General features: G+C 43.5%; 11 protein-coding genes and 1 pseudogene. 6 read left to right on the top strand and 6 right to left on the bottom strand.

What is annotated here, in order from left to right:
* Positions 1–105 precede the first annotated feature (105 nt).
* A pseudogene (locus BG32_RS16110) lies at positions 106–845 on the bottom strand (HD-GYP domain-containing protein).
* Positions 846–2,036: 1,191 nt separating this feature from the next.
* Here BG32_RS16110 and BG32_RS02790 point away from each other — a divergent pair.
* The gene (locus BG32_RS02790; protein WP_099772821.1) at positions 2,037–2,603 is read left to right on the top strand and encodes an MBL fold metallo-hydrolase; all 567 of its coding nucleotides are present in this window, start codon (positions 2,037–2,039) and stop codon (positions 2,601–2,603) included.
* Here BG32_RS02790 and BG32_RS02785 read toward each other — a convergent pair.
* The 3 genes from BG32_RS02785 to BG32_RS02775 are packed head-to-tail and all read right to left on the bottom strand — an operon-like array spanning position 2,596 to position 5,405.
* Entirely contained in the window at positions 2,596–3,888 is a 1,293-nt protein-coding gene (locus BG32_RS02785; RefSeq protein WP_121510426.1) for a carcinine hydrolase/isopenicillin-N N-acyltransferase family protein, read from the bottom strand. The genes BG32_RS02790 and BG32_RS02785 overlap by 8 nt on opposite strands.
* A gap of 12 nt (positions 3,889–3,900) precedes the next feature.
* Positions 3,901–4,668 carry a YdcF family protein gene (locus BG32_RS02780; protein WP_041928229.1) on the bottom strand — a complete coding sequence of 256 codons (768 nt, stop codon included), beginning with the start codon at positions 4,666–4,668 and terminating at the stop codon, positions 3,901–3,903.
* Positions 4,665–5,405: a glycerophosphodiester phosphodiesterase family protein gene (locus BG32_RS02775; protein WP_014731564.1), complete on the bottom strand. Its 741-nt coding sequence runs from the start codon at positions 5,403–5,405 to the stop codon at positions 4,665–4,667. Before BG32_RS02775 ends, BG32_RS02780 begins: the two co-directional genes overlap by 4 nt.
* A gap of 390 nt (positions 5,406–5,795) precedes the next feature.
* Here BG32_RS02775 and BG32_RS02770 point away from each other — a divergent pair, with 390 nt between their 5' ends.
* From BG32_RS02770 to pruA, 5 genes are all read left to right on the top strand, one after another.
* Positions 5,796–6,548: a hypothetical protein gene (locus tag BG32_RS02770; protein ID WP_099772820.1), complete on the top strand. Its 753-nt coding sequence runs from the start codon at positions 5,796–5,798 to the stop codon at positions 6,546–6,548.
* A gap of 166 nt (positions 6,549–6,714) precedes the next feature.
* Positions 6,715–7,026, top strand: coding sequence for a (2Fe-2S)-binding protein (locus BG32_RS02765; protein WP_014731561.1), 312 nt, complete (start codon positions 6,715–6,717; stop codon positions 7,024–7,026).
* Entirely contained in the window at positions 7,010–8,836 is a 1,827-nt protein-coding gene (locus BG32_RS02760; protein WP_259459463.1) for an FAD-dependent oxidoreductase, read from the top strand. Before BG32_RS02765 ends, BG32_RS02760 begins: the two co-directional genes overlap by 17 nt.
* Positions 8,820–9,968 carry an FAD-binding oxidoreductase gene (locus BG32_RS02755; RefSeq protein WP_121510423.1) on the top strand — a complete coding sequence of 383 codons (1,149 nt, stop codon included), beginning with the start codon at positions 8,820–8,822 and terminating at the stop codon, positions 9,966–9,968. The genes BG32_RS02760 and BG32_RS02755 overlap by 17 nt, the downstream gene beginning before the upstream one ends.
* Before the next feature lie 12 nt (positions 9,969–9,980).
* Entirely contained in the window at positions 9,981–11,552 is a 1,572-nt protein-coding gene (pruA, locus tag BG32_RS02750; protein WP_014731558.1) for an L-glutamate gamma-semialdehyde dehydrogenase, read from the top strand.
* Positions 11,553–11,612: 60 nt separating this feature from the next.
* Here pruA and BG32_RS02745 read toward each other — a convergent pair whose 3' ends face one another.
* Both BG32_RS02745 and BG32_RS02740 read right to left on the bottom strand, forming a co-directional pair.
* A complete protein-coding gene (locus BG32_RS02745; RefSeq protein ID WP_099772817.1) occupies positions 11,613–12,227 on the bottom strand; it encodes a hypothetical protein in 615 nt (204 codons plus the stop codon).
* A gap of 49 nt (positions 12,228–12,276) precedes the next feature.
* Positions 12,277–13,233: an aldo/keto reductase gene (locus BG32_RS02740; RefSeq protein WP_099772816.1), complete on the bottom strand. Its 957-nt coding sequence runs from the start codon at positions 13,231–13,233 to the stop codon at positions 12,277–12,279.
* Positions 13,234–13,504 lie beyond the last annotated feature (271 nt).

Below are 13,504 nucleotides of genomic sequence, written 5' to 3'. Positions count from 1 at the left end.
CCTGGGCTTTGGAAGATTCCCGAAGGCGAGTTTACCGTTGATGGTGGCCCGGGACTTTGGAAGATTCCCGAAGGTTATTGATTTTATAGCTACAGCTCTTTCGACTTATTTGAAGAGTTCGGAGATTATTGAACGCCATAGTACAGTTATTTCTTTTTCTTGTATGCTTATTTCTTTGTGCTGAGCAAATCTTATAAACCTAGAGAGGAGACCTTTTGAGATTAATTGGTCGCCTTTTTCTTCTAGGTACTCCAGAGCTTTCTCCTTTGTAATCGCTTTTCTGTATGGTCTGTCGGTCGTCAGTGCATCGAATACGTCTGCTACTGCAACTATTTGAACGAGCTTGTGAATTTCGTCTCCCTTCAAACCGTCGGGGTAGCCCTTTCCGTCTATTCTTTCGTGATGATGTCTGACTATATCTCTTATTGCTATAGGAAAGTTCAAATCCCGCAAGTAACGCTCGCCGTACACGGATGATTCATTATCTCCGTGAATTCCTCTTCAGTCAACTTTGACGGCTTGTTCAACAAGTCGAATGGTATGTCGACCTTGCCGTAATCGTGCAGCATTGCACCTATTGATAGATTGAACAGATCTATCTTTTCTAGTTCAAGCTCTTTACCAAACTCGTAGCATATCTTCAGAACTCTAAGTGTATGAAGAGCGGTATAGCTATCCTTGAGCCTGAGCTCTCTGATGAGCTGAGTGAAAACTGCCGAAATACTTCCAAAGAGATTATTTACGAAATCTTTAAGATGTGGCGACGTTGTACTGTAAAGTGTAAGCGTCTCGAAAGCGCCAACAGAGTTTTCAAGTGCTCGGAAATGTTCTCCCTTGGCTTGCATTATCGAAGCCTCGAGAATAAGCGTCTCCCCTCGGATATAGTTTGTAAGGGATTCGTCCGGAAGAGATTTCAGAAGATTTAGATAGTTTTGTGCCTTAGAGATATTGCCAATCTTCACGTAGAAATGCCCCAGAAAAATGTAAGATACTGCGATATCCGTCCATTCCCCATGAGAACGAATTAGGGATTCAAGTTGATCGGCAACGGCAGTTGCTCTTGCGAGGCTACTCATCTGCAGCAGGATCTTGAGATTTATCATGAGTCTGTATCCGTTTATGGAAACTACGTTGCAGCTTTCCGTCTTGTCAAGAAGCTTAAGAGCTTCTTTGAACATGTTCTTAGAGTAAAGATAATCAATCATATTCAGCTGTACCATCAGAGCTCTTACCGGCGAACCGGCAAGTTCCTTAGCCTTCTCGTAGAACCTCAACGGATTGCCGCCAGTTCGGAGCTGAGTTGATACAAGACCAAGATCGTTGTAATACTCAAAGCGCTTCTGAACTGGAACATACTTTTCGAGCTTCATAAGTTCTTCGAAGAGAAGTAGTGTTTCTTCACCGAAGCCCATTTCGAACGAGGTCATCATATGGAGTATCTTCAGATTAATCTCTTGCTCCCTTTCGCATTCTCTGGCAATATGATCTACCGCAAGCTTCGACACAAGGTACGCTATCTTGTCTTCGGAATTCCTGGCATAAAAATAGGACAGCGAATACACTCCTTCGGCCAGAAGCTTGAGATCTGTACCAGAGGAATCAAATTCCCTCGCCTCATCAAACGTACTAGAGTAAGCAAAATCGAGAGCCAGAAGCATTCCAATCTCTTCTCTAGAAAGGTCTTCTTGCTCATAAATGGATCTCAGCTCTGATCTGAAATCCTCGGGATTGTCATAATTAAATCTTAAGGCCAGACCGCAAATTCTAGAATTCTTCAAATCCAACTCCTCTTTCCCCCCATTATTCTATCATGGCGAAGGCTATCTGGTAAAATCAAAAGTGTGGTGCTTTGAGCCATCGGGAGCTTTCAAAAGAGTTGTGTATTTTCACTCCGAAGACAATGTTTTCAATGCAGGAGTTCTGGGGATTGTTGGCTTTCTCATCCTATATCGGGGCCAGAAGATTCCTGTCCAGATGATCCGTTTCTATAAGGAGGTGCCCAAACGATAGAAGTAATAAGGTTACTGGCTAAAGCATTGGATGAAAACTGTTATGTGGTCAGGGAGGACGAAAGAATAACTATAATTGATCCGGGTTATGGCGTTTCCACAGAACTGGCAGCTTTTGAAGACAAGAAACATCTAAGAGCATTGCTTACTCACGGACATGCAGATCACATTTTTGATCTTGACCAGATTGAAACAGATGAAATCATAATTCACCCCATGGACAAGCCAATGTTACTGGATGCCGAAAAAAGCTTTCTCAATTTATTCGGGAAGAATGCTCTCCTCCTTGGTGGAAAGAAGGTGTTATCTACTGAAGTTCTCCGTGATCGTTGGAAATGCCTTCATACTCCAGGCCACACAGAAGGCTCTTGCTGCTTTCTTTTCGACGAAAGATTCTTGTTCTCAGGAGACACCGTGTTTTCTGCTTCTGTCGGAAGAACAGATCTGCCTGGAGGCGACCATGATCAAATGACGAGCAGCATAAATCGACTCAAAGAGCTTTTCACTAAAATGCCTGATTTAATAGTTTTCCCGGGACATGGCCGGCAGACAACTGCTAGAATTATCTTGAGAGAAAATCCATTCTTTATGTAGGCAATTCTTTCCTGAAGTTTCTGGACTTCAGCCGGTGAAGCAATGCGTCTTGCTTCTTCCAGTAGCTTTTCTTTAAGAAACCTGCCTCTTCTCTTTCTCCTCTAAGAATAGAGGTCATCTTCCTTGCAATCTTCCAGCTTTTTTCAAAGGCCTGTTTCGTTAGATCTGCCTCAGTTGTTTTCCCCCTGCTTAACAACAAGTCCTGTTCAAAAGGAAGACAGTATTCTTTCCATAACTCTGCGGCTTTAGAATCTCTCAATATGGCAAGTCGGTTGAAGATCTCCCAGTTTCCCCAGTAGTTCAAGCCACTTTCCCCTTCTCCAAATGATAAGCTTGATTCTTGACTGTTGAACCAAACTGGCTTATATATTGAAAGGCACGGCAGACTGCTATTTGTGACCCACACCTCTATCTTATCTCCAATAGCTACAACCATGGAAGCGGTTGTTTGAGAAGTTACAACTCCTGCCCCGGCATGCATGCAAATATTTTTCATCGAGCTCTGATGTCTTCTGTCATTGTGGTCTCTAAGGATCTCGAAACATCTTTCGATATTCATTTCTTTCTCTTCAATTAGCTCTCTCATCCTTTTAAGCCTGATTTCGGCACCCGAGAACTTCCTGAATAATCTCCTTTCATATGAACCGGCAAAATCGAATTCCTTAGCTGGATTATGCCATTTTCGATCTTGTGAATTACTGACAACCTGAGGATGCATTTCGTCGATCTCCGTTTCAATAGTGAGGCAATTCGAAATCGCCGCTGATCCATAAACCCTTTTGGTTACCCAAAATCGATCGGAAGTCTCAACAATCCACGCATTCTCTCGATCTGCAACCAGAAATGAATTGTGATAATAGAGCGTTTTCGTGAAACCCCCGTTGCTTCCCTGACCGTATTTCTCAAGAATTCCGATTATTATTCTTACAGCGTGCTCTGCATTTTCAGATCTCTCAAGCGCAATCCTCAGTATGTCCATTCCAAGAAGACCATCTCTTCGCACTCTCTCTTTGGTGAAGACCGCTTCATTACCGATAACTACTCCCTTGTCATTTACTCCCATTTCGCCGCCCCACATCCATGAAGGTTTAGAAATGAGAATTGCGTTGGTCTCACTTACCTGATCCACTTTTTGGTTTGTCGTGAAGAGTTCGTCGGGATTGTTTGATGAGCGAGGAAAGAAGTATACGGCCTGAGGTTCGTTTGGCTCTCGATCACTGTTCTTTCCAAACAGGGTAATACCGTCCGGAGTTGAACTTCCAAGTACTACAAAAGTATCGCACATAATCTCAGCTTCTTAAGGGCTCTTAAAAAGATACCACAGCTGCCCGAAATACTCATGAATGGACGCCAGATTAGCATCTAAAGCTCCCTGATTAGGAAGGAAATCAACAAAACTAAGTTTTGTGTGATCGTATAAATAGTCTGTAGGAAAGGGTGTTACTCTCAAACCGAACTTCTCAAATGAAGTGACCGCTCTCTTCATATGAACCGCCGAAGTAACAAGCACTATGCTGGACCAGTTGAACTGACTGCATATGTCGGCAGAATATCTTGCGTTTTCCCAGGTTGTCTGAGCCATCGGTTCAACGATAACTTTGGATGATGCAACACCACGATCCAAAAGCCAGTCCCTCATAAGTTCTGAAACGGCCACAGTGGATCTGCCAGGCATAAACGATCCTGTCACAATTATGGGCAGCTTCGTCTGTAGATGAAGAGAGTAGGCTTTAGATAATCTGGCGACAGAGTGATTGTCGAGTACCTGACCTTCAGGAGAGATAATTATCCCGCTGCTCAAGACCACTATGGCCTGACCGCTCACGTTATTTGGCGCAGTATATGCCCTTTCCAAAGGCTGAAGATATAGGTGAGTTCCAAAGCCCGTAGAGAGAAGATATGCGAAGAAACACAGAATAATCATGACTACTCCAGAGATCTTTGTGCGTCGTTCTTCGCTTTTCTTAATAAGAATCACTGCAATTATAAGAAAGATTAGGATGAATAGTCCCGGTGGTGTAAGAATAGCTGAAGCGGATTTCTCAAGATACAGCAATGCCGTCACCTTCTTTCGCCTTTTCCTCCAAGTGCAGCCATTATACCCCGAAGATTGTCAGTAATTATAATGTCTACTTCACCCCTGATCTTAATAAGCAATGCGGGATCGTTTAATGTCCAGAGTGCGACCTTAACTCCTTTGGCTCTTACAAATCTAATCAAACTCATTCCCAACTCGAAGCCGATCTCGTCAAACAGTTGAACCGGCAGATTTATCGAATATGGGTGGTATGCTAGAAGCTCTTCGAAATACTCGACAGGATTCTTTCCTCTCGCGTCTTCTCCGATGAGGAGCCCAATCTTCGCCTTTTCATCCTTCTCCTTCACCTTTCTGAGACACTCATGCCAAAACGAAGAAAAGAGTGTTCTATCTATTGCGTTGAAGCTTTTCACCAAAGGTACAACAAGATCAGCCGCTAGAGGATCCTTTATTTCAACATTGATGAAGGACTCCTCCGGAAGCTCAAGATAGACTCTTTCCAGAGTAGTAATGCCATCAGGTCTTACAAGTTTCATCTTTCTTAGAGATCTAAAAGTGGTATCCTTTATCTCTACATCAACGCCCAGTGTTCGTTTCAAACTGGAATCATGATTGACAACCAGGACTCCATCTTTCGAAAGCTGCACGTCTAGTTCAACTCCATCTGCTCCAACCTGAACTGCTCTGATCAATGAAAGAAGTGAGTTTTCACCTTCTCCGGTTCCCATACCCCTATGTCCAAGAATCAAAGGCCTGAAATTCATAAGAACCTCCATTTCGATAATGATCACATAATCGAAAGCACTAACAAGGACTCAATGTAAGCTGTCTGTTATTTCGTTTCATCTGCGGTATCTGCATATACTCACAATTATAGCAGCATACTTTGTCTGTTCAGGAGAATTCGTTAATATGAAAACTCTCTTCAAAAGAAGAATGGAAATTATGGGGCAGATCAGGATAAACATGATCAGAAACCCAATACCACTTTGCATAGACGGCAGTTTTTGTATTACTAACACTGTATCGCAATATGTTTTGAAAAAAACTTCAAAACGTTGACAAAGAGAATCATTCTCAATTAGAATATTAGTATCGTGCCATATTCGATCTAAATGATCGAGAATATGACGAGATAAAAGGTGGCGTGAAAAATGGATACATTGAAACTGGAAGAAAAATGGCTTCAGGAAACTCTTCCAGAAGGAATCGTTTATCCATCTTCAACAGTTATCAGTGGACCTGGTGGATCTGGGAAACCGTTAGTTGAATATGCGTTTGTTGCCTCTTGGTTGAAAGCTGGCGGTTCAGTAATCAGCATCCCTCTGCAATACCCGACAATGGAAATGGGGAAGACTGCGTTAAAGGATCTATATAGGGTTGATCTGAACGATTACGAAAACCACGTTTCTTATATTCAGTTTGAGCCGGATATGGACAAACATGAAGAAATCGGGAAAAACACAATAAAAGCTAATCTGTTAAAGCCTGAGGTGTGGAAGTCGGTTGTCGAAACAGCAAACAATATGCTTGAACCGAGTGAACTAGGCACTCTAGTTTTTGGATCAGCCCTAAACCTACTTCTGTTTTCTCCAACCTATAGACAGGGGATGCTAAATTATATAACAGAGGTTATTAAGAGTGACAAAAGCAAATCATACATGTTTTCGGTCAGTACAAGTGCCTTTGCAGACGAAATCAAACAGTGGGAAGAGGCAGCGGATAATTTGATGTTTACCAGAATGGAAGACGACATGAGCTTGTTCTTTAGCGTCTGCAGGATGAAAGAAGTACCCTTTTCAACGGAAGAAGTAAAGGTCCCCATTTCGGAAAAGCAACTGGATAAAATCAAAGAGATAGCGCATGCCACTCGCAGCAAAATCATTCCTAAACTAAGCAGAATTTGACGAGTGATTAGTATATTTTCTTAGGCGTTAATCATGAATGTTTCATAACTGATATTGGCGTAGTACTATCCACTGGAGACCACTAAGAAGCTTAAGAGCAATGTACTTCATGGGACCGGATTTGAGACAGATCATTGTGTGATAGAAGTTGTATGGAGGCGATACCTTGGAAAGAATTTTCGAACATCCGTTAATCTCTTTCAAGAGAGGCGAGATTATCACTTTTTTCTTTGAAGGAAGAGAACTCTCGGCATATACTGGAGAGACTATTGCCGCAGCACTTCATGCAAATGGGATAAAAGACTTAAGGTACAGCCCGATAAGAAATCGACCCCAAGGTCTTTTCTGTGCGATTGGGAAGTGTTCGTCATGCTTGATGGAAGTTGACGGTAAACCCAACGTGCGAACTTGCATAACACCCGTAAAACCTGGAATGATCGTTAGAAGACAGCACGGTAAGGGTGAGATTAGTGAGTAATCTGGATCTTCTTGTCATAGGCGGTGGACCGGCCGGCCTTTCGAGCGCAATTGAAGCTGCCAAGAACGGACTTACGGTTCTAGTTGTAGATGAGGGGGTTTCCTCCGGCGGTCAACTGGTCAAACAGACACATAAATTCTTTGGGAATGAGAGTTTTTTTGCTTCGGTGAGAGGCTTCGAAATAAGCAGAAGGCTTACTGAACAATTGAATTCCCTGGACTCAGCTAGGATTCAAAACGAGAGCTCCGTTGTCGCAATTTATCCTGATGGAATACTTGTCCATGATATGAAAAATGATCACACTTCACTTTTGAAACCAAAGAAGATCATCCTCGCAACAGGTGCATCGGAGAGGTTTATTCAATTTGAAAACAATGATCTACCTGGTGTCTATGGAGCCGGTGCCGTTCAAACTCTCATGAATCAGTTCGGAATTCTCCCCGGAAGAAGTGTGCTTATGATTGGATCGGGAAATATCGGACTCATAGTCTCTTATCAGCTGCTTCAGGCAGGTGTAGAGGTTAAAGCGATACTTGAGGCTTCAAATCGGATAGGAGGTTACCAGGTACACGCTGACAAGGTGAGAAGAGTGGGAATTCCAATTCTGCTGCAGCATACAATTTTGAGAGCGATTGGAGAGGAGTCCGTGAGGGGAGCTGTCATTTCCAAACTTGATGAAAGATGGAGCCCGATTTCGGGAACGGAGAGGGAACTTGTCGTTGACACGATCTGCATCGCAGTGGGACTTTTACCATCAATAGAACTAGCAGCTCAGGCCGGCTGCAAAATGAAGTATGTCCAAGAACTTGGAGGTTATGTCCCTCTCAGAGACGAGGACATGAGAACATCGATAGATGACATATTTATAGCAGGTGATGCTGCCGGGATTGAAGAAGCAACTACGGCCATGATTGAAGGGCAAATTGCAGGTTTAGCAGTGGTGAGTGACCTCACCAAGAATAGCATTCAAGAGAGATTGAAGTATCTTAAGGATACTCTCAGGAAATTCAGAAGCGGTCCTACTTCTTCAAAGACAAGAGCCGGTCTCTCTAAACTTGGAAGCAAGTTTGAGGAAGTGTCATTCACAAATGGTAATCAAAATGATTTCACCAAGTATACGGGTAAGATGCGACCATTAATTGAATGCTTCGAAGCAATTCCCTGTAATCCTTGTGAAACAAGTTGCCCGGCTGGTGCCATAAGCATCGGTGATAATATCAACAGTAGACCGATCATAGATTATTCAAAGTGTACTGGATGTGGCATCTGTGCAACTACTTGTCCGGGGCTTGCCATTTTCATGTTTAGAGAGAACAAGGATGGCACGTGTTCTGTTGGAATTCCTTACGAATTCCTTCCACTTCCTGCTGAGGGACAATATGTAACAGCTCTGGGAAGAAATGGAGAGACAATTTGCAAGGCGAAGGTAGAAAAAGTGGTCAAATCGGCGAACAAAACAAATCTTGTCTATATAAGCGTTCCCCGCGAGTATGCTTCAGATGTCCGACATATCTTGGTGCCCTCCAAAGAATCAGGGGCTATGGTCTGTCGGTGTGAAGAAGTAACGGTTGATCAAGTAAGAAAGGCAATTAAAGATGGTTATACAGACTTTGAAGAGCTGAGGCGATACCTGAGAATCGGTATGGGGCCATGTGGTGGGAGAACTTGCAGGCTAAACACCCTCATGATTCTGTCAGAGGAAACCGGGGTACCTGTCGAAAGACTTTCTCCAGGTGTCTTCAGGCCGCCCTCAATACCGGTTAGTTTCAAAGCACTTGGTGAAGGCAGAGTTGATGGTTATGAGGAGTAAATACAAAGTAGTGATAATAGGAGGGGGAATCGTCGGAACGGCGACTGCCTTCTATCTTGCGAAGAGCGGCTTGAATGATGTTGTTGTTATTGAAAAAGAGTATCTTTCGTCGGGTTCAACTGGACGGTGTGGGGGTGGAATAAGGCAACAGTGGTCTGAAAAGTCGAATGTGAGACTCGCAATTAGAAGCGTCAAACACTTCAAGGAATTCCAAAAGGAAGTAGGATTTGATATTGAGTACTTTCAGGGTGGATATTTGCTTCTTGCATACACAGACGAAGAGGTTTCTCTCTTTGAAAAGAATACCAAGATGCAACGGGAAGAGGGACTAGATGTCTTAATGCTTTCGGCAAAAGAAACCGCAAAGAGATTTCCGCTGATAGATTTAAAAGGTATAAAGGCTGCCGCTTACTGTCCAAGTGATGGTCATGCCAATCCTCACTTAACAACTTTTGCTTACGCACACGCCGCCAAAGCGATGGGAGTTGATTTTTCAACTTACACAACCGCGCTGAGAATCTTAACTCAAAACGAAAGAATAACCGGTGTAGTAACCGACAAGGGGAAAATTGAAGCTGAAATCGTTGTTAACGCTGCCGGTGGATATTCCCGAGAGGTAGGGGCAATGGCTGGCATTGATCTGCCAACAGAATCTTATAAACACCAGATATTTGTTACAGAACCGCTGGAACATATGCTAGATCCGCTTGTCATAAGTTTTGAGAACAATTTCTACATAAGACAGACAAAGTCTGGAAATTTCATTATGGGTCAGGGTAGCAAGGACGAACTTCCTGGTCACAATATCGAGCCGACTTGGACCTTCATTTCGGAAATGACTAAGAAAATGCCAGGGATTTTCCCATTTCTCAGGAACGTTAGAGTGCTTAGACACTGGGCCGGTCTTTATAATATGTCTCCTGACGCGAGGCCCATAATTGACCGATCCAAAGATTTAGAGAATTTCTTCTATGCAGTCGGATTCTCAGGACATGGATTTATGCTGGCCCCAGCAGTAGGAGAGGCAGTTGCCGAGTGGATCATATACGGCGAGCCAAGGAGCGCCGATCTTTCAGATCTCAGCCTTGAGAGATTTGAACATGGCATCACCAAAGAAAGAAACGTAGTGTAGGAGGTAATTTCTATGTTTGATGTTACAGATTTCCAGATAATTCCACCATTCAAGAATGAACCATATATCGACCCTTCAGATCCAGAAGTAAGATCCCAGATGATGTTAGCTTTTGAAAGAATTCGTTCTCATGAAAGAAACTACGACTTGTTTATTGGAGGAAGATATCTTTCGACTGAATCCAAAATAGTCTCGAAAAATCCTGCAGATCCCGATGAAGTAGTAGGAACGGTTTCAAAAGCTACTAGAGAGATCGTTGACAAAGCGATTGATGCTGCTTATTTCGCTTTCAAGAGCTGGAGCCGAATGCCTGCTTCAGAAAGAGTAGTCCCTTTTCTGAAAGCTGCGCAAATAATGAGAGATCGACGATACGAATTAGATGCTACGATGATTCTTGAGGTGGGCAAGAGCTGGATAGAAGCCGACGCAGATCTAGCCGAAGCCATCGATTTTCTAGAATACTACTCTCGTGAAGCGCTTAGATATGGACAATCTCAGCCCGTTGTTCAAATTCCCGGCGAATACAATGAGCTCAGATATATTCCTCTTGGTGTCGGCGTGGTAATCCCACCCTGGAATTTCCCCAGTGCAATAATGGCCGGTATGACAACTGCGGCCGCAGTATCCGGAAACTGTGTTTTGCTTAAGCCAGCATCTGATGCTCCGGTTATCGCCGCAAAGTTCGTAGACATTTTAAGGGAAGCAGGACTTCCAGATGGTGTGGTCAACTATGTACCAGGTTCAGGTAGTGAAATTGGCGATTATCTTGTTGAACACCCTTTGACCAGGTTCGTATCATTCACTGGCTCCAAAGAGGTCGGATTGAGAATCAACGAGTTGGCTGCGAAACATCAAAAGGGCCAGAAATGGATAAAGAGAGTGATACTCGAGATGGGCGGCAAGGACTGTGTAGTGGTAGATGAAACGGCAGACACCGATGCCGCGTCGACTGGAGCTGTAGCCAGTGCGTTTGGTTTTCAGGGGCAGAAATGCTCTGCAGGATCACGGATCATCGTTGTTCGTGAAGTCTATGACGAGATGGTTAAGCTGGTGAAGCAGAAAACGGAAGCTCTAACCATTGGAGATACAACCGATCCCAACATTTACATGGGGCCGGTTATAAACGAAAGTGCTGTGTCAAAGATACTCCGCTACATTGAACTGGGAAAGAAGGAAAGCAAGCTTATAACTGGCGGTAATCGTTTGAAACGCAGGGGATATTTCATAGAACCTACTGTATTTGCCGACGCATCACCAACAGCAGCAATTGCACAGGAAGAGATATTTGGACCTGTAACCGCCATAATAGAGGCGCGCGATTTCGACCATGCGATAGCAATCGCCAACGGTACTGAATATGGTCTAACTGGAGCCTTCTACAGCAAGAGAAGAGACAGAATTGAAAAGGCAAAGACAGAGATTCACGTTGGAAATCTCTACTTCAACAGAAAGTGTACCGGAGCGCTTGTGGGCGTCCAGCCATTTGGAGGGTTTAATCTGTCCGGCACTGATTCTAAAGCGGGCGGAAGAGATTACTTACTACTTTTCCTTCAGGGAAAATCCATCAGCGAGAAGATACTTTAGATTCGACTGTAGAAAAAAAGGTCTCCCGTCAGGGAGACCTTTTTCATCTAACTTCACGTCTTATTCTGCAACTCTCTTAACCGAAATAGTTCCACTTAGATGAATAGTGATAGTTGAATCCGAAGGTGCTTCATAGTCGTAAATCGCAAACCAATCTATATCTTCGGCCGTTCCACCGTTGATTATTTCTAGTATCATATCTAGTGCAGCGGATTCGCCAGAATGCAACCTGAAAGTGTTTTCGCCGGGATAAATTAAACCGCTGAAAAGCTTGCGATCGCTTATTAAATCAGGATCGTTGAAAAAATCCAGGAATTGTTCTTCTGAATGTCTCTCTCTGAAGACATAGAAGTCAATATCAATAGAGCCTTCTGAATCAGGGTTCTCTGGTACCCATTCTACTCTAGCTTTGATCTCCATACCGGTGATTACGAAGTTATCTGGAAGATTCAACTGGGTTTCTTTTTCGGCCTCTTGGATTATCTCGTCGAGCGATGGGACTGTCTCGGTTCCGAAAGCAAAGCCAGATAACGGCAATATACTCCCGGGGAGTTCAAATTCGATGGGTTCTATCAATCCTTCGCCAACTGGGATCGGCACCGAAATTACATACAGACAAGAACTCCCCAGAAAAATAATCAAAATAACCGACAAAAAAAGCAAGAGTCTTTTCATATTGGATTTCTCCTCCCTCTCTTCATTCCAAAAGAACACTCGAAAACGGTCATTCAATAATGGAGTAGATTTCTTTTGTTATCTCTTCGGTAAGTTTATCCTTTACGTCCAAAGCCTTTAGGTTATCTCTCAGCTGTTGAACCTTGCTGACTCCGAGTATTATTGAACTGACGTTTTCATTCTTCAAAATCCAGGCAAGTGCAAGCTGAGCAAGCTCAGTGTCGAGTTTCTTCGCAACGGCGGCAAGTCTTTCCACCTTTTTTAGATTCTCACTCGAAAAGAGCTTGCTCTCTTCCAGATGCTTCTTCAAACCGGGAAACTTTGCCAATCTACTGTCTTCCGGGATTCCTTTGTTGTATTTACCTGTCAGAAGGCCGCTCGCCAGGGGACTCCAGACGGTAAGCCCTAACCCATACTTCTCGTAAATCGGTCGATACTCCGACTCTACTCTTTCCCTCACAAACATGTTATACTGCGGCTGCTCGACAACCGGGTGAATTGCATTCAGCCTGTCGGCTACTTTATGGGCTTCTTCGAGCTCTTTGGAGCTCCATTCAGATGTTCCCCAGTAGAAAGCGAGACCATTTCTTACGATGTAATCCATCCCAAGGACCACTTCCTCCATTGGAACCTCCGGATCTGGCCTGTGAGCAAACAGAATGTCAACATAATTCAACTGGAGTCGTTTTAGAGAATTCCAGGTCCCCTCAAGTAGATGCTTTCTTGAGAGTCCCTTTTGATTTGGTTTGTTTCCTCCCCAAAAGATCTTCGTTGAAACAACTACTTCTTCCCGCTTGAATTCCTTCAGAATTTCGCCCATCATCGACTCTGCCATTCCGCTGGCATATGCTTCAGCAGTGTCGAAGAAGTTTATTCCAGCTCTGTACGCCTCTCTCATCGCCTCTCTTGCATTGTCTATATCTAGCTGAGCCCCAAAGGTAAGCCATGAACCAAGACTTAACTCACTTACAAGAAGGCCACTTTTACCAACTTTGCGATACTCCATTCAAATCATACCTCCCTTTTTAATTCCGATATAGATTGTTTTAATTATATCATCTAAGAATCGTCACGAGAGTTATTATACTTATGTATTTAAACGATAAATCTGTTAGCAGGATGGATTTTCTTTTTTCTCTGATAAACTTGGTATGAAAGAGAATCGAAGATGCCTATTTCTGTTGGAAAGAGAAAGCTTAAGTACCAGCTTTGGGATTCCCGAAGTATAAAGTTGATCTATCCTGCTCATTCGACTTCTGTGTGGTCACTTGGCCACA

The sequence above is a fragment of the Mesotoga sp. HF07.pep.5.2.highcov genome, from assembly GCF_003666285.1.
GTDB classification, from domain to species: Bacteria; Thermotogota; Thermotogae; order Petrotogales; family Kosmotogaceae; genus Mesotoga; species Mesotoga prima.
The sequence above is the reverse complement of the archived record's forward strand: the minus strand, read 5'-3'. Positions and strand labels throughout refer to the sequence as shown.